The organism is Streptomyces canus (assembly GCF_001514145.1).
GTDB lineage: Bacteria > Actinomycetota > Actinomycetes > Streptomycetales > Streptomycetaceae > Streptomyces > Streptomyces canus.
On the sequence record NZ_KQ948660.1, the window covers coordinates 201,444 to 223,057 of the forward strand.

Sequence of the window (21,614 nt, forward strand, 5' to 3'; positions counted from 1 at the left end):
CCTTCTTCACGTCCTGAGCAGCACTGCACCACCACAAACACCCCCCCTTTTTTCCTAAGTAGGGGAACGCTGCGTCACCTGCGTCACCCAAGCCCCCAAAACAGCGGGTGACCTGCACAGACAGGGGTGACGCAGACGGCCGATCTCTGCGTCACCGTGCGTCATCTGCGTCACCGATGACGAACAGCCTGCGTCACCGGTGACGCACCCCCAACGCTCTGCGTCACCCCAAACCCGCAGCTCAGAAGCCTGAATGACGCAGATGACGCGGGTGACGCAGAAATCCCCACCTCGGACACACGCGCAGGCCCCCGCCCTCGCCTGCGCTCAGCCCACGGCACCCGAACCCACCGCAGGACACCTCACCCACCCCGCCACGGACCTGAGGAGTCACCAGCCATGGCCAGCAATGAGCCGCCCGACCCGCGTGCCCTCCTGCGCGGCGGACTCCCAGATAGGTACCTCAACCCCGACGACGTCGCCGAGATCTTCGACGTCCCCAAAGAGACGCTCTACCAGTGGCGCAAGAAGCGCGTCGGTCCGCCCAGTTTCCGCATCGGCAAGCACGTCCGCTACGACCCCGCCGACGTACTGGCCTACGTCACCAGCCGCAAGAACGCCGACCAAGACGCCGCCTGACACAACCACACAGCACCACGCACAACCCCCAGGGAGGGCCACGCCGTGGCCCTCCCTTCCCCATGCTCCGAAAGGACCACGCCCCACATGGCAGGCCACATCCAAGACCGCTGGTTCAAGACCGAAACCGACACCGCAGGCAAGATCGTCAAGGTGCAGACCGACCGCCACGGAACGGGTCTCCGCTACCGCGCCCGGTACGTCGGCCCTGACGGCACCGAGAAGAGCAAGTCATTCCGCGACAAGGAATTGCGGCTCGCCAAGCTGTGGCTCACGCAGATCGAAGCGGACATGTCCCGCGGTCAGTACACCGACCCGCGCGCCGCAAGGACGACGTTCCGCCAGTACTCGGAAAGCTGGGTCAAGACGCACACCGGCGAGATCAACAGCCGAGAGGCAGCGGAGCGTCGCCTCAGGCTGCACGCCTACCCTCACATCGGGTCGCGCCCCCTCGGTTCGTTCAAGCCGGAACACATCCGCACCTGGATCGCAGACCTGGAAGCCACCGTGCCGGCGGAGTCGCACCGCCGCATCATCGTCGGCACCGTCTCCGCAGCGTTGAGCGCGGCCGTCGAGGATGGGCTACTGAGCAAGAACCCCTGTCAGGCCCGCACGGTCACGCTCCCGAAACCGGGCAAGCCGCGCGTCGACCCATGGACGGCAACGCAGGTCTTCGGCGTACGTGCCGCTCTCCCCCGCCGCCACCAAGCCACCGTGGATGTAGGGGCGGGTTGCGGACTGCGACAGGGTGAAATCTTCGGCTTGGCCGTGGATGAACTCGACTACGAGGGCGGTTGGCTGACCGTGGGCCACCAGCTGAAGCGCATCCGGGGCAAGTACGTCTTCGCCCTGCCGAAAGGCGGCAAGGTCCGGAACGTGCCGTTGCCCAAGGCCGTTGCCACCGCGCTCCGGGACCACACGAAGGAGTTCGAGCCGGTCGATATGACGCTTCCCTGGCGCACGCCCGATGGTTCACCCGTGACGAAGCGGCTCATCTTCAGTGGAGTCGAAGGACGGCATGTCCGGGTCAGCAACTTCAACGAGCACCAATGGAAGCCCGCTCTGGCCGCCGCAGGCGTCATTCCGAAGCGGAAGCCGGGCGAGCGGTACGCGTCAGCCCCCGAGGACGGCATGCACGCGCTCAGGCACTTCTACGCATCCGTGCTGCTGGACGCGGGCGAGAGCATCCGAGCCCTGAGTTCGTACCTCGGTCACGCCGATCCTGGATTCACGCTCCGGACCTACACGCACCTGATGCCGAGTAGCGAGGGACGCACCCGGAAAGCCGTCGACAGCCTCTATCTGGCGTCGAATCCTCAAGATCACGGCCCAGAGGCGGCCCAAGCCGCCTGAGACGGCCCCGGCCAGAGCCAAACGCCCTGGTCGGGGCCCCACAGGGCCGGATCATGCGAACTTCATCTACTTCTGGCCCCTGTACACGGGGACCAGCATCCCGATCGACGACTGGCGGTCGCGGATGTGGCTGGATACGTGGGTCTAGCGGGCCAGCATTCACGTATGTGATTGAGCACCTGCTTCGATGAATCAGGAAACTCTTACCCCGCGTGTCACACCTCCCGCTTAGAGTTCCCACAACAACGGGGAAATCGGGGAGGGGGCCAGACCATGGCCAAGGGGGTGAAGGTCGCTGTCGTCAGTACGGTGTTCGCCGTGATGGTCGGCGGGGCCGGTTACGGGGCGTACAACTTCGTGTCGGCGTTGAGCGACGACGGGAGCGGCGGGGTCGGGGACGCCAAGCGGAGCGGGCCGCCCACCGCCGACGAGATCGCGAAGACGTCGAAGGATTTCTTCGCCGCCTGGGAGAAGGGCGACGCGGCGAGCGCGGCCGCGTTCACGAACAACGGCACGGCGGCCGAGGTGCTGCTGGCCGCCTACGGTGCGGACGCGCACATCGGCGATGTGGACATCACGCCCGGCAAGGCGACCGGTGCCACCGTGCCGTACAGCGTGAAGGCGACCGTCTCCTACGACGGGAAGTCGAAGCCGCTGGCGTACAAGAGCAAGCTGACCGTCGTGCGCGGGGTGACCACCGGGAAGGCGCTGGTGGACTGGCAGCCATCCCTGGTCTACCCGAAGCTCCAGCGGGACGACCGGCTGGTCACCGGCGAGTCCGCGAACCCGTCCATCGAGGCGGTGGCCCGTGACGGCAGTGTGCTGACCAAGGAGAAGTACCCGTCGCTGGGCCCGGTCCTGGACGCCCTGCGCGAGAAGTACGGAGCCGAGGCCGGCGGCACCCCGGGCATCGAGCTGGTCATCAAGCACCCGGACCAGACGCCGGACACCTCGCTGCTGACCCTCGCCGAGGGCAAGGCGGGCAAGCTGGAGACCACCATCAGCGCGAACGCGCAGGCGGCCGCCGAGAAGGCCGTGAAGCTGTACCGCCAGTCGTCGGTCGTCGCCGTCAAGCCGAGCACCGGTGAGGTGCTGGCCGTGGCCAACAACCGCACGGACAGCTTCAACGCGGCCTTCGAGGGCACCAAGGCCCCCGGCTCCACCATGAAGATCATCACCGCGGCGATGCTCATCGACAACGGCGTGACCTCGATGAACGGCCCGGCGCCCTGTCCGCCGGACGCCGTGTGGCAGGGGCAGACCTTCAAGAACCTCACGGGCATGGAGCCCAACGAGGGCGCCTCGCTGGCCAACAGCTTCATGCGGTCCTGCAACACCGCCTTCATCAAGCTGATCGACGAGAAGCCGCTCACCGACGAGTCGCTGACGCTGGAAGCCCAGAACCGGTTCGGGATCGGCGAGGACTGGAAGACCGGCATCGTCTCCTTCGACGGGAAGGTGCCCGCCGTCAGCGGTCCGGACCGCGCGGCGAACGCGATAGGCCAGGGCCAGGTCCAGATGAACCCGCTGAACATGGCCTCGGTGACGGCCACCGCGATCACCGGCGCCTTCCGCCAGCCCTACCTGGTCTCGCCGAAGCTCGACGACCGCGAACTGGCCACCGCGAAGGGGCTGCCGTACAACACGGCCTCCCAGCTGAAGCAGATGATGCGGCTCACCGCGACCCAGGGCACGGCGACCAAGGCGATGGCGGGGCTCGGCGGGGACATCGGCGCCAAGACCGGCTCCGCGGAGGTCGACGGGCAGCAGGTGTCCAACAGCTGGTTCACCGGTTTCCGCAACGACATGGCCGCGGCGGCCATGACCGAGGAGGGCGGCCACGGCGGCGACGCGGCGGGTCCGATTGTCGCAGCTGTGCTACGAGCCGCAGGCTGACGTCACCCGTGCGGGACAGGGACTCTAGGCTGTGGCCGTCGTTGGGATGGATGAGGGCAACGGGGACCCTGGGAACTGGCGGAGGAAACGGAAGCCGTGGGTAGCAGAAGGCGCGTCGCCGAGCGACGGAAGACCAAGCCCGCCGTGATCGGCGGGATGATCGCCGTGGTCGTCGCCGGCGCCGGCTTCGGCGTCTACGCGCTGTACGGCGCCGGGGCCGCGGCGAACGACCGGACGCAGAACACGTCCGCGTCCGCCGGGGACCACAAGCCGAAGGTCAAGACCGGCCCGCTGTCGGCGACCGAGGTGACCTCCACCGCGACCGCGTTCCTGGCCTCCTGGCAGCAGGGCAAGGTGAGCACGGCCGCCGCGGCGACCAGCGACACCGAGGCCGCCGCCGCCCTGCTCACCGGCTGGACCAAGGACGCCCACCTCACCGGCGCCACCCTCACCCCGGGCACCCCCACCGGCGACAAGGTGCCCTTCTCCGTCAAGGCGACCGTGTCGTACAAGGGCCTCAGCAAGCCGCTGGCGTACGCCAGTTCGCTGACCGTCGTCCGCGACACCGCCACCGGGAAGCCGCAGGTCGACTGGACCGCCTCGCTGGTCCACCCCGACCTGAAGGACGGCGACACCCTGGTCACCGGCGAGTCGGGGACCCCGCCGATCAAGGCCTTCGACCGGGACGGCGGCGAGATCACCGAGGCGAAGTACCCGTCGCTGGGCACGGTGCTGGACGGCCTGCGCGAGAAGTACGGCAAGAAGGCCGGCGGCAAGGCGGGCATCGAGCTGCGGGTGATCCGCGGGAAGGACTCCAAGTCCTCCGACAAGACGCTGGTCGAGCTCAGCAAGGGCACCCCGGGCACCGTGAAGACGACCCTGAACCCGACGCTCCAGGCGGCGGCCGAGGCGCAGGTCGCCAAGCAGGCCCGGTCCTCCGTCGTCGTGCTGCGTCCGTCGACCGGCGAGATCCTCGCGGTGGCGAACGCGAGCCACGGCTTCAACACCGCCTTCCAGGGTTCCCTCGCCCCGGGCTCCACGATGAAGGTCATCACCTCGTCGCTGCTGATCGACAAGGACCTCGCGTCGGCGGACAAGGCGCACCCGTGCCCGAAGTACTTCACGTACGGCGGCTGGAAGTTCCAGAACGACGACAAGTTCGAGATCAAGGGCGGCACCTTCAAGGCGAGCTTCGCCCGCTCCTGCAACACCGCCTTCATCAGCCAGGCGGGCAAGCTGGACAACGACAGTCTGACCGAGCAGGCCCAGCAGGTCTTCGGCCTGTCCATGAACAACTGGGCGATCGGCGTCCCGTCCTTCGACGGCTCGGTGCCCGTGCAGAGCGCGGCGCAGAAGGCGGCCTCGCTCATCGGTCAGGGCGGGGTCCGGATGAACCCGCTGAACATGGCGTCCGTCTCCGCCACCGTCGAGTCGGGCACCTTCAAGCAGCCGTACCTGGTCTCCCCCTCGGTCGACAACCGCACGCTGGCCACCGCCTCGCGCACCATGTCCTCGGGCACGCTGTCGCAGCTGCGTGAGCTGATGGCGTACACGGCGGGCTACGGCACGGCGGCCGAAGCGATGTCCGGGGTCTACGGCAACGTCGGCGCGAAGACCGGGTCCGCGGAGGTCGACGGCCAGAAGAAGCCGAACGGCTGGTTCACCGCGTACCGGGGCGACCTCGCGGCCGCGGGCGTCGTCCAGGCGGGCGGCCACGGCGGCGACACGGCGGGCCCGATCGTGGCGGCCCTGCTGAAGATGGGCGGCTAATTCCGCACGGGTGCCATGGCCGTGTACGTCCGCCGCAGGAACCTGAGCAGTGCCTTCTGCTCGAACTGCACCACCGACACCCCTTGTGGCGAGTGGAACTCCACCACGGCCTGCACCCGGCCGCACGGCCACACCCGCACCTCACCGCTGCCGACCGGAGCCCTGAGTCCTTGTTCCAGCAGCGCCCGCGAGAAGGTCCACTCGTGCGTGCCCGGCAGGCCGATCCGTACCGAGCGCGGGTCGGTCTCCGGGTCGTAGCGCAGGACCACCGGGATCGCCTCGTCTTCCGCGATGTCCACGTCCGAAACGATATGGGCTCGTGCGTACTGCTCGACTACAGCCATCGTGACGGCCTCTCACGCTGCGTAACCTGTGTGGAAGCTGTGCGTCCACTCCCCTCCCAGCGTCGCACATTTCCCGTGTTCCGCCCCCTGGACCGAAAGCCTGCTGGTTGCTGTTCGCGGCGAGGCCCTCTTGCAAAGAGTTCGCAACAAGCCACTATCATCGAACGGTGCATGTGCCTGACGGATTCATAGACGCCCCCATCTCGGCAGCGACCGGAGTCGTCGCCGCGGCCGCGGTCGCAGTGAGCCTGCGCGGCGCCCGCCGCGAACTGGACGAACGCACCGCGCCTCTGGCCGGCCTCGTCGCGGCGTTCATCTTCGCCGTGCAGATGCTGAACTTCCCCGTCGCCGCGGGGACCAGCGGACATCTGCTCGGCGGGGCACTGGCCGCGATCCTCGTCGGCCCCTACACCGGGGTCCTCTGCGTCTCGGTCGTCCTGCTCATGCAGGGCATCCTCTTCGCGGACGGCGGCCTCACCGCGCTCGGCGTGAACATCACCGACATGGCCGTCGTCACGACGGTCGTGGCGTACGCCGTCTTCCGCGGCCTGGTGAAGGTGCTCCCCAGGAAGCGCGGCTCCATCACCGCCGCCTCCTTCGTGGCCGCCGTGCTCTCCGTTCCCGCCGCGGCCGTCGCCTTCACCCTGATCTACGCCGTCGGCGGCACCACCGACGTCTCCATCGGCAAGGTCGCCACCGCGATGATCGGCGTCCATGTCCTCATCGGCATCGGCGAGGCGGTCATCACCGCACTGACCGTCGGCGCCGTCGTCGCCGTACGCCCCGACCTGGTGTACGGCGCCCGCGGCCTCCAGCAGAAGCTGAAGCTGCGGGTGGGCGGTCAGCTCGTCGACGTGCCCGCCGAACCCGCTCCGGCCGCCGCCCGGTCGCACCGCAAGGTGTGGATCACCGGCCTGGTCACCTCCCTGGTGCTCGCCGGATTCGTCAGCTTCTACGCGTCCGCCGACCCGGACGGGCTGGAGAAGGTCGCCGCCGACAAGGGCATCGACGCCAAGACCGAGAAGCACGCCACGGCGGACTCACCGCTCGCCGACTACGGCGTGAAGGACGTCGAGGACGCCCGCCTGTCCGGGGGGCTGGCGGGCGTCATCGGCGTCGGCGCCACCGTCGTCGCGGGCAGCACGGTGTTCTGGGTGGTCCGCAGGCGCCGTACGGCCGACACCAGCCCTGTCGGGACGGGCGTCTGACGTGGGCGCCGGACACGCGCACCGGCTCTACCGGCACGGACACTCGCCGGTGCACGCCCTGCCGCCGCACACCAAACTCGCGGCGGCCTTCGGCTTCGTGGTGGTCGTCGTCTCGACCCCGCGCGAGGCGATGTGGGCGTTCGGCCTGTACGCCGTCCTCCTGGGCGTCGTCGCCTACGCCGCGCGCGTGCCGGCCGGCTTCCTGCTGAAACGGCTGCTGATCGAGGTGCCGTTCGTGGCGTTCGCGGTGCTGATGCCCTTCGTCGCGGAGGGCGAGCGGGTCGAGGTGCTCGGGGTCTCCCTGAGCGTGAGCGGCCTGTGGGGCGCCTGGAACGTGCTCGCCAAGGGCACGCTGGGGGTCGCCGCGTCGGTGCTGCTGGCGTCCACCACCGAACTGCGCTCGGTGCTGCTCGGACTGCAACGGCTCAGACTGCCGCCGCTGCTGGTCCAGATCGCCTCCTTCATGATCCGCTACGGCGATGTCATCACCGACGAGATGCGGCGGATGCGGATCGCGCGGGAGTCGCGGGGGTTCGAGGCGAGCGGCGTCAAGCACTGGGGCGTCCTCGCGAAGTCGGCCGGCGCGCTGTTCATCCGCTCCTACGAGCGCGGCGAGCGCGTGCACCTGGCCATGGTCAGCCGGGGGTACGCCGGTTCGATGCCGGTCATCGACGAGGTGACCGCGTCCCGGGCGCAGTGGTCGTACGCCCTCGCGCTCCCCGTCGCCGCCCTTGTCGTCTGCGTGTTGGGATGGGCCCTGTGAGCACTCCTTCCCTCGAGGTCTCCGGCCTCGCCTTCGCCTACCCGGACGGGCATCAGGCCCTGTTCGGCGTGGACTTCTCCCTCGCGCGCGGCGAGCGGGTCGCGCTGCTCGGCCCGAACGGCGCCGGCAAGACGACCCTGGTGCTGCACCTCAACGGCATCCTGAGCGGCGGGGTGGGCACGGTGACGGTCGCCGGGCTGCCCGTGGACAAGAAGCACATGGCCGAGATCCGGCGCAAGGTCGGCATCGTCTTCCAGGACCCCGACGACCAGCTCTTCATGCCGACGGTGCGCGAGGACGTGGCGTTCGGACCGGCGGCGGCCGGGCTCAGGGGGCCCGAACTGGAGGAGCGCGTGGACCGGGCGCTGACCAGGGTCGGCATGGCGGAGTTCAAGGACCGGCCCCCGCACCACCTCTCCTTCGGTCAGCGGCGCCGGGTGGCGGTGGCCACCGTGCTGGCGATGGAGCCGGAGATCCTCGTCCTGGACGAGCCCTCCTCCAACCTCGACCCGGCCTCGCGCCGCGAACTCGCCGACATCCTGCGCTCGTTGGACGTGACGGTCCTGATGGTGACGCACGACCTGCCGTACGCGCTGGAGCTGTGCCCGCGCTCGCTGATCCTGAGCGAGGGCACCATCGCCGCGGACGGGAAGACGGCCGAACTCCTCGCCGACGACGAGCTGATGCGGGCCCACCGGCTGGAGTTGCCCTTCGGATTCGATCCGCGGTCCGTGACAATGGGCGCGTGACGAACGAAGAGGACGCCGGATCACTGCTGCTCGACGACCAGTTGTGCTTCGCGCTGTACGCCGCCCAGCGCGCGGTGACGGCCGCGTACCGGCCGCTCCTCGACGAGCTCGGGCTCACCTACCCGCAGTACCTCGTGCTGCTGGTGCTGTGGGAGCGCGGTCAGACGACCGTGAAGGAGCTGGCGGCCGCCCTGCGCCTCGACTACGGCACGGTCTCGCCGTTGCTCAAGCGACTGGAGAGCGCGGGGTTCGTACGCCGGGAGCGCGCGGCGAGCGACGAGCGCTCGGTACTCGTGGCGTGCACGGGGCGCGCGGAGGAACTCAGGGAGCGCGCGGCGGCCGTCCCCGGCGCCCTCCTCTCCGCGACCGGGCTCGACACCACGGAGGCCGCGCGGCTGCGCGAGGACTTGTGGGGGCTCGCGAAAAGAGCGCAGGAAGCTTCCGAGCGCCCCCGCTGACCTTCTGTTACCCGAGGTTGCCACCCCCTGGTCATCCAGGGCCTACCTACCGGCCGGTACCTTGTGCACGATGTACTTGCGCACACTTCTCCGGGGGGAGATCAGCCATGCCTGAGGAAACCGCCGTCGACACCCGGCCGACGAAGATCATGTACGTCGCCGAGGCGACGGCACACGGCGGCCGGGACGGCTATGTCACCAGCCAGGACGGCCAGATCGAGCTGAAGGTCGCGATGCCGCCGGCGCTCGGCGGGGACGGCAACGGCACCAACCCCGAGCAACTGTTCGCCGCCGGGTACAGCGCCTGCTTCCACAACGCGCTGATCCTCGTCGGCAACCGCGAGGGCTACGACCTGACCGGCTCCACGGTCGCCGCGAAGGTCGGCATCGGCCCCAACCAACACCGCGGCTACGGCCTCGCGGTCGCCCTGAGCGTCTCGCTGCCGATCCTCGACGCGGGCCTCGCGGCGAAGCTGGTGGACGCGGCCCATGAGGTCTGCCCGTACTCGAACGCGACCCGCGGGAACATCGACGTGACGATTCTGCTTGGGTGAGGGGGCACCGAGCGGCAGTAAGGGGAGTACGGGCGTGGACGTGAACGGCACAGTCGCCGAGGGCTTCGAGCCGGTCAGGGATGTGTTCGCGCGGAACTTCGAGGCGCTCGGGGACCGGGGCGCGGCGGTCGCCGTGTACCGGGACGGGCGCAAGGTGGTCGACCTGTGGGCCGGCACCAGGGACATCGACGGCACCGAGCCCTGGCGGCACGGCACCGCGCAGGTCGTGCGCTCGGCGACCAAGGGCGTCGCCGCCGCCGTACCCCTGATGCTGCACCAGCGTGGGGAGCTGGACCTGGACGCGCCGGTGGCCGAGTACTGGCCCGGGTTCAAGGCGCGCGGCAAGGAGCGGGTGCTGGTCCGGCACGTGCTGAACCACCGGGCCGGGCTGCCGGTGATCGACCGGCCGCTCACCCCCGAGGAGGCCCTGGACCCGCTGAAGGGCCCCGAGGCGGTCGCCGCGCAGGCACCCGCCTGGGAGCCCGGCACGGACCACGGGTATCACGCGCTGACGTACGGCTGGCTGCTGGACGAAATGGTGCGCAGGGTGACCGGGCTCGGGGCCGGTGAGTGGATCGCGCGGGAGATCGCCGGGCCGCTGGGGGCCGAGTTCTGGCTCGGGCTGCCGCAGGAGGAGGAAGCGGCCGGGCGGACGGGACGGGTCGGACGGGTCGACGGCCCCGAGCCCACCGGCGGCCTGCGCGCCCGTCCCAAGCGGTCCGTCACCGAGGCCTACGACGATCCCGGCTCCCTCACCCGCCGCGCCTTCGCCGCGATCACCCCCTTCCCCGACCAGAACTCCCCGGAGTACCGGGCGAGCGCCCTGCCCGCGACCAACGGGATCGCGACGGCCGACGGGCTGGCGCGCGTCTACGCGGCGCTGGTCGGTGAGATCGACGGAGTGCGGCTCTTCGACCCGGCCACGGTCGAACTCGCCCGCACCGAGGAGTCGGCGGGTCCGGACCGCGTGCTCGTCGTGAACACCCGCTTCGGACTGGGCTACATGCTGCACGGCAGCGCGTCGCCGTTCCTCGGCGCGGGTTCCTTCGGGCACCCCGGCCGCGGTGGCTCCCTCGGGTTCGCCGACCCGGAAACGGGCATCGCCTTCGGCTATGTCACCAACGGGTTCCGCAAGACGGTCACGGCGGATCCGAGGGCCCAGGCACTGGTCAGGGCGGTGCGGGCGGCCCTGTGAGGGCTACACGTTGATCGTGTGGGACGTCCGCCCGGACGCCTCGTCGATCTCGTCGTGCGCCTTGGTCAGCAACTGCATCGCGAGTTCGTTGAGTGCCCGCGCTCCCGCGACCTCCTCGCCGACCCGCGGCTGATTGGTGTCGCTGCGGTGGCGGCTGGCGTGTCCGTGTGCCCGTACCTCGCTCCCGTCGGGCAGGCGCACCAGCGCGACCGCCTCCGTGTGCCGTTCGTCCTCCCGGAACTCCAGCTCGACGTGCCATCCGACTGCGGTGTGCGTCATGGGGATCACCTCCGGAGACCTCTGCTTCCAGAGTGCTCCTCCCTGGGCCCCGACGCACGGGACCCGGTCCCCTGGCCGTGTTCCGGATGCCGGCCGGGGCGGTGCGCCCCGGCCGGACCGGAGTGTCAGCCGTCGGACTCCGCCGACGGCAGGTAGGCGCCGGGTACGTCGTTCGGCGCGTAGACCTTGCCGTCGCCGGGGTACGGCTTGGTCCAGGTGTGCGTCTGGTACCAGGTGTAGCGGTTCATCTGTTCGGCGTTGGCGTAGTCCGGCACGGCGTGCGCGCCGGTCAGCCGCTGGTGCGAGGCCCAGGTCTTCCACTGCGCCGCGAGCTTCTGCTCGGCCTGCGGCACCGCGGCGGACGTCGGGGCGGGGGCCGCGTCCGCGTCCTGCGCGGCCGGGGTGTCCGCGCCGCAGGAGGGCGTGGGACTCACTCCGAGGGTCAGCGAGGTGCGGTTGGGGACCGCCGTGAACGGTGTGGTGTCCGCCTTCCCCGTGAACGCCCCGAACATCGGGGTGGCCGCGCTGTCCTTCTGGTTCATCGGGTGAATCCCGAGGATCTGCTCGACGGTGCGGACCATCGTGATCTGCGAGTAGTAGTGGCTGTCGACGGTGCCGTGCTGGGCGTAGGGGCTGATGATCTGGACCGGCGCCCGGTGGCCGTCGACGTGGTCGAGGCCGTTCTGGGAGTCGTCCTCGACGACGAAGATCGCCGAGTCCTTCCAGTACTTGCTGTGGGAGATCTCGTCGACCATCCGGCCGACCGCGAGGTCGTTGTCGGCGACCTCGGCGGACGCGTTCGCCGGGCCGCCGGTGTGGTCGTTGGAGAACCAGAACATGTTCAGGTTCGCCGGGCCGTTCTTCTCGAAGTCCTGCTGCCAGATCTGTTCCTTGTAGATGTCCGGGACGTCGAGGTCGAACATCGGGAAGCCCTGCACCGACACCTTGTTGAGCGAGGGGATCGCCGAGCCGGTCTGGATGGGGTATTGGGTCTGCGCCCCGGTCGCTGCCATGTTCTTGCTGTCGCAGTACAGGTTCTGCCAGGTCGCGCCGGACGGCTTCGACTCGGTCGACTGGAACTCGCCGAAGTCCTTCACCGACTTCCCGGCCGCCTGCGCGCCGGTCCAGATGAATCCGGACTTCTGGTGGCCGAGGACGTCGTTCTCGGTGTCGTAGCTGCGCGTGTACTCACCGGCGGAGGACTCGGTGTACTCCGGGTTGTCCGACTGCATCAGCCAGTTGTGGCCCTCGGCGGAGTTGGTGCCGATGTCGTAGAAGTTGTCGTAGAGGCCGAACTGCTGGGCCAGGGCGTGCTGGTTGGGCGTCACGTTGGCGCCGAAGGTCGTCAGGGCCGGGTCCCCGTCGCCCTGCGGGAGGTCGCCGTAGACCTGGTCGTAGGTGCGGTTCTCCTTGACGAGCAGGAAGACGTGCTTGATCGTCGAGGGGTCGCCGAGCCGTGCCGGGACCGGGACGGGCTTGGCGTGGCTGTCGCCCTGCGCCGTCGTGACCGAGCCGGGCGTCCAGCCGTTCTGCTGGAAGACCTTGGCCGTCTGGGACCTGATGACGAGGTCGCTCGGCAGCGTGAACCGGGTGACGCTGGACGTGGTGTCGTGGGTCCCGTGTCCGGTGGCGGTGGTGGGGCGGCGGGCGTCTATGCCACGGGTGTTGGAGACGACGACTTCCTTGCCGACCGTGGTGATCTCGGCAGGGAAGTAGTCGGTGGGAAGCAGGCCCACGTAACTGGCGGGCTCCTGCGCGGACTTGTACCGGAAGACGGCGACCGCGTTGGCGCGGCCCAGCGTCACCAGGAGGTGGCCGTCGTCGGTGAGGGTGACCGCGTCGGGCTCGTAGCCGACCTTCGCCTCGGGCCACGGCTGAGTCGCGATGGTCTGGACGACCTTGTCCTTGCGGGTGTCGATGACCGACACGTTGTTGTCGGCGGTGTTGGTGACGAACACCGCGCCCTTGTTCGCGTACACGGCGGTCGGGTGCAGGCCGACGGTGATGCTGCCCACGGCGGCTGACGGGTCCGCGGTGTCGATGACGCTGACCGTGCCGGACGTCGAGGCACCGGTCTCGGGGTTGGCCGGCACCTGGGTGCCGTAGGAGTTCATGGTGGTCTCGCCGGCCTTCGCCGGACGGCCGCCCTCGTTGCTGACGTACAACTTGCCGCCGACCAGGGCGAGTCCGCGGGGAGCGTTGCCGACGGCCCAGCTCTGCTGGATGGTTCCGGTCGCCGCGTCGACGGCGACCACCTTGTTCTGGCCGTTGACGGCGGAGTACACAGTGGAGCCGTCGGCGGAGAACACGGCCGCGCCCACCAGCGCCTGCTGGGAGCCGGCGGCCGGGATGGTGACGGCCACCGGGTTGGCGAGCGTGCCGTCCGCGTTGACCGTGAACTTGGTGTAGCCGTTCGCCTGGCCCAGCCACAGCTGCTTGCCGTCGGGCGAGTAGGTGGGGCCCTCCTGGCCGACCGCGGCGCTGCCGATGCGCAGGTCGTCCGCGGCGTTGGCGCCGATCTTCTGCTTCACCTGCCCGGTCGCCAGGTCCATGATCACCAGTGCCGCGTCGCCGTCGGTGACCGCGGCCGCGAGGTGGGTGCCGTCGGGGCTGACCGTGGACGACATGATCTTGCCGTCGTTGATGACGGTCCGGTTGCCGTACGGCTTGAGGTACTGGTCGCTGGAGATGACCTCGCCCCTGGCGGTGTTCTGTGCGACCTGCTGGGTGCCGAACTGGTAGGTGGAGGCGACCGCGGTGCCGGTGACGCCGAGGGCGACGGCGATACCGGCCGTCACCAGCGTGGTCCGGCGGCTGAGGCGTCTGACCTTCTCGCTGTTCCGGCGCTGGCGTGTTACCTGCATGGGACTATCCCTTCGAGGTGGTGTCCAGCAGCGCGACGTTGCCGTCGAACTGCCACAACGGGTTCGGTGCGTCGCCGGTGGAGGTCCGCACCAGGAAGTAGCCGTTCACTTCCTTCGGTCCGTCGCCGTCGGCGACGAACCGCCCGTCCGATCCGACGTCCAGCTGATAGACAGCCGTCCCCGCCACCGGTACGCCGGGCAGGTGCCAGGTCACGACACACCGCCAGTCATTGCCCGCCCCCTGCTGCGCGGCCTGGCCGTCGCTCTTGGTGCACGCCGCCGAGGCCCTGAGCTGAGCCTCGGTGACGGCGGGGCGGTGGAGTTGTTCGGTCTGCAGGCGGTAGAGGTGGGCGAAGGCCGTGGCGAGGGAGCGCTGGACCTTGGCCTGGGTGATGCCCGTCGAGTCGGTCGCGACGGCGATCAACGCGACGGTGAGGGCGGTCAGCGCGGCCAGGGGCAGCACGCCCACGGTGAAGGCCCGGCGTCCACCACCGTCGTAGGCGAGGTTGGTGAAGTCCCGCCGGAGGAACAGCAGATGGGCCAGTACGGTCGCGAGCACGGCCCACGCCAGGCTGACGGTGACGCCGATCAGGAGCGGGGCGAGCTGGGCCGGGGCGGTGAACAGGCCGTTCCAGGAGAGGAAGGCGTAGCCGGGCAGGGCCAGGCGTACGGCCACGGGCAGCGGCAGCATCTGGGCGACCTGCATGCCGAGCGCGACCAGCGGGGGCAGCAGCAGCCCCGTCGGGGACCGTCCGAGGGCGACCGACCCGAGCAGGCCGATCGCGGCGAGGGCCAGGGTGGGGGCGAGTGCGGCGACCCAGGCGAGCAGGACCCTTCCGCCGGCATCCGAGGGGGTCAGCAGATGGCCGTCGAGGCCGACGAGCGGCTGGTCGCCGACGGACGCCAGCCCGCCGACGGTGCTGGAGCAGGCCAGTCCGGCGACGAGCAGCAGGATGACGGTGAGACTGGCCAGCACCTTCGCCACGAAGATCCGCCGCGGTGAGCGGACCGCCACCAGCAGGTGCCGCCAGGTGCCGAGCCGGTCCTCGGCGGCGAACACGTCACCGGCGACCACCGACGTCAGCAGCGGAAGCGCCCAGGTGCCCGCGAAACCGAGCATCACCAGCGGTCCGGCCCAGCCGGTGGCGTGCATCCAGCGGCCGAACAGGGTGTCGGAGGGCAGCGTGTTCTGGGCGCTCACCCCGGCGACGAAGAGCCCCGGCAGGATCCAGCAGGCGAGGACGAGGAGACGGATCCGCCACTGCGAGACGAGCTTGACGAGTTCGAAACGGTAGGTTCGCGGGACGGAGACGGGCCGCACGGGGGTGGGGGACGCGGTGACTGTCGTACTCATCTGCTGGTCTCCCGGTCCTCGGTCAGGGCCAGGAACGCGGCCTCCAAGGGCGAGACCACAGGCGCGAGTTCACGCACCGCGACGCCCGACGTCACGAGCCGCGCCACCAGTGCGTCGAGGGCGGGCACCGGCGCGCGTACGACGAGCACGTCGGCGTCCCGGGGCTGTCGGCCGGTGTCGTCGGCGATCTTGATGCCGTCGGTGCCGTCGGCCAGCCGCCGCGCGGCCTCCGGGTCGGACGTCCGTACCCGGTAGTCGAGTTCACGGCTCTCGGCGGCCAGCTTGCCGAGCGGGCCCGAGAACACGACCCGCCCGGTGGCGAGGATGGTGACCTCGGAGCACAGCGCCTCCAGGTCGTCCATACGGTGGCTGGAGAGCACGACACTCGTGCCGTCCGCGGCGAGCCGGTTCAGGACGCCGTGCACATGCCGTTTACCGGCCGGGTCCAGGCCGTTGGACGGCTCGTCGAGCACCAGCAGCCGCGGCCGGGTCAGCAGTGCGGCGGCGAGCCCGAGCCGCTGGCGCATGCCGAGGGAGAAGCCGCGGGTCCTGTCGTCGGCGACATCGGTGAGCCCGACCTGGTCGAGCACGTCGTCGATGCCGGCCGTACGCGCTTGTCGGCCGCGGAGTTCGGCGAGTGCGGTGAGGTTCTGCCGGGCGGTGAGCGACGGGTAGAGACCGGGCCCGTCCACGAATCCGGCGACTCCGTCGGGAGCGGCGAAGGCCCGCCCGACCGGCACGCCCAGGATCTCCAACTCCCCGCCGTCGGCGACGGCGAGGCCCAGCAGGAGTCCGAGCAGCGTCGTCTTGCCGGCGCCGTTCGGTCCGACCAGACCGTGGATCTGACCTCGCGTCACGTCCAGGTCGACGCCGTCGAGCGCCACGACGTCACCGAAGCACTTGGTGATCCCTCGGGCCCGGACTGCGTGGAGTGCGTCCATGAGTCCCTTGCGTCCCTTCTTTCGCGGTCCGCTGGGACCTTAGGGACGGCACACGACCCGGCCACGAACCTCCGCCTGAACGCCCAGGGAACGGACCGTCAAGGCATCGGCAAGTAGGCAAACGAATAGCCGACGTTGGGCCGGGCTTGGGCAGCGCTTGGGACAAGCCCCGAGACGAGCGGCTAACCGGCGTGCAGCATCAGCCCGATGCCCGCGACCAGCAGCCCCGCCGCGACGATCCTCGGCGCCCCGAACCGCTCCTTGAAGAACACGGCGCCGATGGCCGCGCCGACGATGATCGAGGATTCGCGCAGTGCGGCGACGGGGGCGAGTTCGGCCTTGGTCTGGGCCCACAGGACGAGCCCGTACGCGGCCACGGAGAGGGCGGCGCCGACGAGCCCGACCCCTGCGAACGGCCTCAGTACGGCGACGGATCGGCCGCGCCACCTGGTGAGGGCGTACGCCGGGATCACGACTCCCTGCACCGCCATCAGCCAGGCGATGTACCCGAGCGAGGAACCGGAGGCGCGCACGCCGAGCCCGTCGACGACGGTGTACGCGGCGATGGTCAGCCCGGTCGCCAGCGCGGCGCCGATCGCCGCCCAGTTGGGCCGGCGGCCGCGCAGCCCCCACAGCGCGACGCCGGTCAGTCCCGCGCAGGAGAGGGCGATTCCGGCGGCGGCCCACCCGTCGGGCACCTCGTGCGCGAAGAGGGCGGCCAGCACGGTCACGACCAGGGGCGCGGTGCCGCGCGCGATCGGATAGGCCTGTCCGAAGTCCCCGAGCTGGAAGGACTTCATCAGCAGCGCGTAGTAGGCGATATGGATGCAGGACGAGGCGAGGAGATACGGCCACGCGCCCGCCGCCGGAACCGCCACGAGCGGGATGATCGCCAGCCCGATGAGCATCCCCCCGCCCGAGATCAGCGTGAACCCGACCAGCTTGTCGGTGATCCGGTGCGCGATGGCGTTCCAGCTGGCGTGCGTGATGGCGGCGAGGAGAACGGCCGCGGTGACCAGCGGCGTCACGCGGTGCTCTCGCGGACGTCCACGAGAGCGGCACCGGCCTGGGCGACCAGGTCCTTGGGCGCGATGGGGAACACGGCGTGCGGGTTGCCGGCGGCGGCCCACACCAGCTCGTGTTCGAGCAGCGAACGGTCGGCCAGCACCCGGGTCCTCGTACGGTGCCCGAAGGGCGGCACGCCCCCGATGGCGTACCCGGTCGTCTCCCGTACGACATCGGCCTTGGCCCGGGTGACCTTGTCGGCGCCGAGCTCCTCCCGGACCCGCTCGAGGTCGACCCGCGAGGCCCCGTCCATCAGCACCAGCACGGGCACCCCGTCCGCCGCGAAGATCAGCGACTTGCAGATCTGACTCAGCTCGCACCCGATGGCCGCGGCGGCCTCGGCTGCGGTACGGGTCGCGTCCGGGAATCGGCGGACCTGCGCGATGAGCTCACCGAGGCCCAACTCGCGGAGGGCCTCGGCGAAACGGGGGTGGGCTCCAGAGTCCGAAGGCGTCATGCCCGGCAGGTTAGCTGCCGGATACAAACGTCACGACCGAATTCACCGTCGGACGGCGTGGAGCGGGCTTGTTGTGGCGTGCTGCCGTGCTGAAGCGGCAGGATGCTGCGATGACCTCGTCTCCCGCCGTACGCCCCTACCGCCCCCAGGACCGCGACGCCCTCGAGGACATCTGCGTCCGTACCGCCCACGCGGGTCGGGACAGCCGCCCGCACTACCAGGACCCCGGCGTCTTCCCGGCGGCCTTCGCGGCGCCGTACGTCCATCTCGAACCGGAGCTGGCCTTCGTGCTCGATGACGGGGAGGGACGAGCCGTCGGGTACATCGTCGGGACCGCCGACACGCCCCGGTTCGTGGCGGACTACCGCGCGACATGGCTGCCCCTGGTGGCCGGCCGCTACCCGGAGCCCCGCCACGAGCCGCGCACCCCGGACGAGGAGATCGTCGCGCTGCTGCACCGCCCCGAGCGGATGCTCGTGCCCGAAGTCGCCGCCTACCCCGCCCACTTGCACATCGACCTGCTCCCCGAGTGGCAGGGGCGTGGGTACGGACGCGCGCTGATGGAGAGCTTCCTGCGCGCGCTGCACGAGCGGGGCGTGGCCGCCGTACACCTGACGATGGTGTCCGCCAACAAGCCCGCCCGTGCCTTCTACGACCGTCTCGGCTTTCACGAGATCGCCGTACCGGATCCCGGGCCCGTCACCTGTCTCGGCCGGCCCACGACAGAAGAAGGCCGGTGAGGGCACCCCTCACCGGCCGACCTCTCTCACCGGGCGTGCGTCAGACGCGTACCAGCTCCCGGTCCTCGTCCGGATCCGTGTCCTTCTCCGCCCGGGTGCGCAGTCCCTCGCCCTCGACGTCGACGTTGGGCAGCGCGCGGTCCAGCCACTTCGGCAGCCACCAGGCGCGGTGGCCGAGCAGGGCGAGGACCGCGGGAACGATCGCCATGCGGACCACGAACGCGTCGAAGAAGACGGCGATCGCGAGGCCGAAGCCGATCATCTTGATCATCGACTCGCCGGAGCTGATGAAGCCTCCGAAGACGGCCATCATGATGACCGCGGCGGCGACCACGACCCGGGCGCTGTGCTTGAAGCCGGTGACCACGGCCTGGCTCGGGGACTCGCCGTGGACGTACGCCTCGCGCATGCGGGTCACCAGGAAGACCTCGTAGTCCATCGCGAGGCCGAAGACCACGCCGACCATGAAGATCGGCATCATCGACATGATCGGGCCGGTCTCCTCGACGCCGAGCAGCCCGCCGAGCCAGCCCCACTGGAAGACCGCGACCACGGCACCGAGCGCGGCGAGGACCGACAGCAGGAAGCCGAGGGCCGCCTTCAGCGGGACGAGGATCGAGCGGAAGACCACGATCAGGAGGAGGAAGGCCAGGCCCACGACCAGGGCCAGGTACGGGATGAGCGCGTCGCTCAGCTTCTGCGAGAAGTCGATGTTCAGCGCCGTGGTGCCGGTGACCAGGACGTCCGCGTCCGCCTTGGACGCGACGTCGTCACGGATGGCGTGCACCAGGTCCTCGGTCTGGGCCGAGGACGGCTTGGAGTCGGGGACGACCGTGATGGTCGCGGTGTCTCCGGCCTTGTTGAAGGTCGCCGGGGTGACCGTGACGACGTCCTTGAGGCCCTTGATGCCGTCGGTCACCGTGGTGGCCGCGGCCTCGGGGTCGTCGCTGTTCTTCGCGTCGACCACGATCATCAGGGGGCCGTTGAAGCCGGGCCCGAAGCCCTCCGAGAGGAGGTCGTAGGCGCGGCGCTGGGTCGTGGAGGTCGGCTGCGAGCCGTCGTCGGGCAGGCCCAGCTCCAGCTGGCTGACCGGCAGCGCTACGGCGCCGAGGCCGACCACACCGAGCAGCAGCACGGCGGCCGGACGGCGGATGACGAAGCTCGCCCAGCGGGTGCCCAGGTTGGGCTGCGCGGGCGCCGTCCCGGTGGTCTTCCTGCGCTTCTCGCCCGCCGGGCGGATCTTGCGGCCCGCGTATCCGAGCAGCGCCGGAATCATCGTCAGCGCGATGAGGACGGCGATCACGACCGTGCCCGCCGCGGCGAGACCCATCTTGGTCAGCATCGGCACGTTGACGACCGAGAGACCGGCCAGCGCGATCACGACCGTGAGGCCCGCGAAGACCACCGCGGAACCGGCGGTGCCGGTGGCCCGGCCCACCGCCTCCTCGCGGTCGCGGCCCTCGGCCAGCTCGGCGCGGTAGCGGGAGACGATGAACAGCGCGTAGTCGATGCCGACCGCCAGGCCGATCATCCCCGCGAGCGTGGAGGTGGTGCTGCCGAGGTCGAGTGCCTTGGCGAGGGCGGCGATGGCGGAGACGCCGATCGCGACACCGATGATCGCGGTCAGCAGCGGCAACCCGGCCGCGATCATCGAGCCCAGGGTGATGACCAGGACGACCGCGGCGATGGCGAGACCGATGGCCTCGCCGACTGCCCCCGCGTCGGGCTGGGCCTGGAGCGCGTCGCCTCCGACGTCGACGGTCAGGCCGGTGGCCCGGGCGTCGTCACCGGCGGTCTCCAGGGCATCCCTGGTCGCGTCCTTGAGCCCGACGGCGGGAGCGTCGTACTTCACCGAGAGGTAGGCGACCGTGCCGTCCTTGCTCACCGCGCCGGTCGTGAACGGGTCGGTGACGGAGACGACCTCGGAGCCGTCGCCCAGCTCCTTGACGGTCTTCGCGACGGTCGCCTTGTGGGCGGCGTCCGTCATCTTCTCGCCCTTGGGCGCCTTGAAGACCATGCGCCCGGTGGCGCCGTCGGCGCTGGCTCCGGGGAAACGCTGTTCCAGCAGGTCGAAGGCCTTTTGCGCCTCGGTGCCGGGGATGGAGAAGGAGGTGGTTCCGGCGGCGGGCGCACTGGCCGCGCCGACGCCCGCGAGGGTCAGCAGGGCCACCCATATCAGGGCGACGAAATGCCGTCGCCGGAAGGCGAGCCGGCCGAGCCGGTAGAGGAAAGTGGCCACGAAGGCGTACTCCCGGTCAGGTCGTGAGGTTTTCAGGGCAGGGATGATCAGCCCGACGACGTGAGCGGTTACGTCAGGTGGAGGGCTTGCTGGGGTGACTGTGGGTCAGTCGTTCGTCACACCGAGGGCGGGGAGGACCACGGCGTCGATGTACGAAAGGAGGAAGGCCTGGGTGGGCGGCAGCTCGTCGATCATCGTGCGGGCCGCGAACCCGCCGATCATCATGTGGATCATGAACTCGATCGCCGGGTTGTCGGGGCGCACCTCGCCCCGGTCGACCGCCCGCTGTACCACTCGGCGGAACTCCGCCATCTCGGGTTCGATGAGATGCGCGCGGAACGCCTTCAGGAGATCCGGGTTGCCGTGGATCGCCATGGCCAGACCGCGCATGAGCGCGGAGTTCTGCTCCATCGTGCAGTCGTCCGAGCGCATGGTGAGCGCGTGCAGGTCGCCCTTGAGCGACCCGGTGTCGATCTCGTCGAAACCGAGACCGCCCGGCTTGGTGTGCCGCACCGCCTTCGCCACCAGCTCGGCCTTGCCGCCCCACTGGCGGTAGAGCGTGGCCTTGCTGGAACGGGTGCGCGCGGCGACGGCGTCCATGGTCAGGGCGTCGTAGCCGACCTCCCTGAGCAGTTCGAGCACGGCCTCGTACAGCTCGGCCTCACGCTCGGGGGTGATGCGGCTGCGTCGCGCGGTCGAGACCTCGGTCATGTCACTCACCCTTTCCGCTCCGGGACTTCGAACGA

General features: G+C 70.1%; 20 protein-coding genes. 11 read left to right on the top strand and 9 right to left on the bottom strand.

Annotated elements, in window-relative coordinates:
* The first annotated feature begins 399 nt into the window (after positions 1 to 399).
* From AQJ46_RS17690 to AQJ46_RS17705, 4 genes are all read left to right on the top strand, one after another.
* On the top strand, positions 400 to 639 hold the full coding sequence (locus tag AQJ46_RS17690; RefSeq protein WP_059206510.1) for a helix-turn-helix domain-containing protein: 240 nt from the start codon (positions 400 to 402) through the stop codon (positions 637 to 639).
* Between the two features lie 87 nt (positions 640 to 726).
* The gene (locus AQJ46_RS17695) at positions 727 to 1,992 is read left to right on the top strand and encodes a tyrosine-type recombinase/integrase (protein WP_059206511.1); all 1,266 of its coding nucleotides are present in this window, start codon (positions 727 to 729) and stop codon (positions 1,990 to 1,992) included.
* Positions 1,993 to 2,265: 273 nt separating this feature from the next.
* Complete coding sequence (locus AQJ46_RS17700; RefSeq protein ID WP_059206512.1) at positions 2,266 to 3,888, top strand: penicillin-binding transpeptidase domain-containing protein; 1,623 nt, start codon at positions 2,266 to 2,268, stop codon at positions 3,886 to 3,888.
* Positions 3,889 to 3,984: 96 nt separating this feature from the next.
* Positions 3,985 to 5,658: a penicillin-binding transpeptidase domain-containing protein gene (locus AQJ46_RS17705; protein WP_059206513.1), complete on the top strand. Its 1,674-nt coding sequence runs from the start codon at positions 3,985 to 3,987 to the stop codon at positions 5,656 to 5,658.
* On the opposite strand, the gene AQJ46_RS17710 is transcribed toward AQJ46_RS17705, so the two are convergent.
* Complete coding sequence (locus AQJ46_RS17710; protein ID WP_059206514.1) at positions 5,655 to 6,002, bottom strand: SsgA family sporulation/cell division regulator; 348 nt, start codon at positions 6,000 to 6,002, stop codon at positions 5,655 to 5,657. The two genes, AQJ46_RS17705 and AQJ46_RS17710, sit on opposite strands and share 4 nt — an antisense overlap.
* 167 nt (positions 6,003 to 6,169) lie before the next feature.
* On the opposite strand from AQJ46_RS17710, the gene AQJ46_RS17715 reads away from it, so the two are divergent.
* The 6 genes from AQJ46_RS17715 (at position 6,170) to AQJ46_RS17740 (ending at position 10,929) form a co-directional block, all read left to right on the top strand.
* Complete coding sequence (locus AQJ46_RS17715; protein WP_057610431.1) at positions 6,170 to 7,210, top strand: energy-coupling factor ABC transporter permease; 1,041 nt, start codon at positions 6,170 to 6,172, stop codon at positions 7,208 to 7,210.
* Between the two features lies 1 nt (position 7,211).
* Positions 7,212 to 7,973, top strand: a complete 762-nt coding sequence (cbiQ, locus tag AQJ46_RS17720; protein ID WP_057610432.1) for a cobalt ECF transporter T component CbiQ — start codon at positions 7,212 to 7,214, stop codon at positions 7,971 to 7,973.
* Positions 7,961 to 8,722: an energy-coupling factor ABC transporter ATP-binding protein gene (locus tag AQJ46_RS17725; protein WP_057610433.1), complete on the top strand. Its 762-nt coding sequence runs from the start codon at positions 7,961 to 7,963 to the stop codon at positions 8,720 to 8,722. The genes cbiQ and AQJ46_RS17725 overlap by 13 nt, the downstream gene beginning before the upstream one ends.
* Positions 8,719 to 9,180: a MarR family winged helix-turn-helix transcriptional regulator gene (locus AQJ46_RS17730; RefSeq protein ID WP_059206515.1), complete on the top strand. Its 462-nt coding sequence runs from the start codon at positions 8,719 to 8,721 to the stop codon at positions 9,178 to 9,180. Before AQJ46_RS17725 ends, AQJ46_RS17730 begins: the two co-directional genes overlap by 4 nt.
* Positions 9,181 to 9,287: 107 nt before the next feature.
* A complete protein-coding gene (locus tag AQJ46_RS17735) occupies positions 9,288 to 9,734 on the top strand; it encodes an organic hydroperoxide resistance protein (RefSeq protein WP_059206516.1) in 447 nt (148 codons plus the stop codon).
* A 34-nt stretch (positions 9,735 to 9,768) separates the two neighbouring features.
* On the top strand, positions 9,769 to 10,929 hold the full coding sequence (locus AQJ46_RS17740; protein ID WP_059206517.1) for a serine hydrolase domain-containing protein: 1,161 nt from the start codon (positions 9,769 to 9,771) through the stop codon (positions 10,927 to 10,929).
* 3 nt (positions 10,930 to 10,932) lie between these two features.
* Here AQJ46_RS17740 and AQJ46_RS17745 read toward each other — a convergent pair whose 3' ends face one another.
* The 6 genes from AQJ46_RS17745 to AQJ46_RS17770 form a co-directional block, all read right to left on the bottom strand.
* A complete protein-coding gene (locus AQJ46_RS17745) occupies positions 10,933 to 11,208 on the bottom strand; it encodes a DUF1876 domain-containing protein (protein WP_059206518.1) in 276 nt (91 codons plus the stop codon).
* A 125-nt stretch (positions 11,209 to 11,333) separates the two neighbouring features.
* Entirely contained in the window at positions 11,334 to 14,072 is a 2,739-nt protein-coding gene (locus AQJ46_RS17750; protein WP_059206519.1) for a bifunctional YncE family protein/alkaline phosphatase family protein, read from the bottom strand.
* Between the two features lie 4 nt (positions 14,073 to 14,076).
* A complete protein-coding gene (locus AQJ46_RS17755; RefSeq protein WP_059206520.1) occupies positions 14,077 to 15,426 on the bottom strand; it encodes an ABC transporter permease in 1,350 nt (449 codons plus the stop codon).
* Positions 15,423 to 16,367 carry an ABC transporter ATP-binding protein gene (locus tag AQJ46_RS17760; protein ID WP_059206521.1) on the bottom strand — a complete coding sequence of 315 codons (945 nt, stop codon included), beginning with the start codon at positions 16,365 to 16,367 and terminating at the stop codon, positions 15,423 to 15,425. Before AQJ46_RS17760 ends, AQJ46_RS17755 begins: the two co-directional genes overlap by 4 nt.
* A gap of 182 nt (positions 16,368 to 16,549) precedes the next feature.
* The gene (locus AQJ46_RS17765; protein WP_059206522.1) at positions 16,550 to 17,395 is read right to left on the bottom strand and encodes a DMT family transporter; all 846 of its coding nucleotides are present in this window, start codon (positions 17,393 to 17,395) and stop codon (positions 16,550 to 16,552) included.
* Entirely contained in the window at positions 17,392 to 17,889 is a 498-nt protein-coding gene (locus tag AQJ46_RS17770; protein ID WP_059206523.1) for a YbaK/EbsC family protein, read from the bottom strand. The genes AQJ46_RS17765 and AQJ46_RS17770 overlap by 4 nt, the downstream gene beginning before the upstream one ends.
* A gap of 110 nt (positions 17,890 to 17,999) precedes the next feature.
* On the opposite strand from AQJ46_RS17770, the gene AQJ46_RS17775 reads away from it, so the two are divergent.
* On the top strand, positions 18,000 to 18,629 hold the full coding sequence (locus tag AQJ46_RS17775) for a GNAT family N-acetyltransferase (protein WP_059206524.1): 630 nt from the start codon (positions 18,000 to 18,002) through the stop codon (positions 18,627 to 18,629).
* A gap of 40 nt (positions 18,630 to 18,669) precedes the next feature.
* On the opposite strand, the gene AQJ46_RS17780 is transcribed toward AQJ46_RS17775, so the two are convergent.
* A complete protein-coding gene (locus AQJ46_RS17780) occupies positions 18,670 to 20,868 on the bottom strand; it encodes an MMPL family transporter (RefSeq protein WP_059206525.1) in 2,199 nt (732 codons plus the stop codon).
* A 105-nt stretch (positions 20,869 to 20,973) separates the two neighbouring features.
* A complete protein-coding gene (locus tag AQJ46_RS17785) occupies positions 20,974 to 21,579 on the bottom strand; it encodes a TetR/AcrR family transcriptional regulator (RefSeq protein WP_057610445.1) in 606 nt (201 codons plus the stop codon).
* Positions 21,580 to 21,614 lie beyond the last annotated feature (35 nt).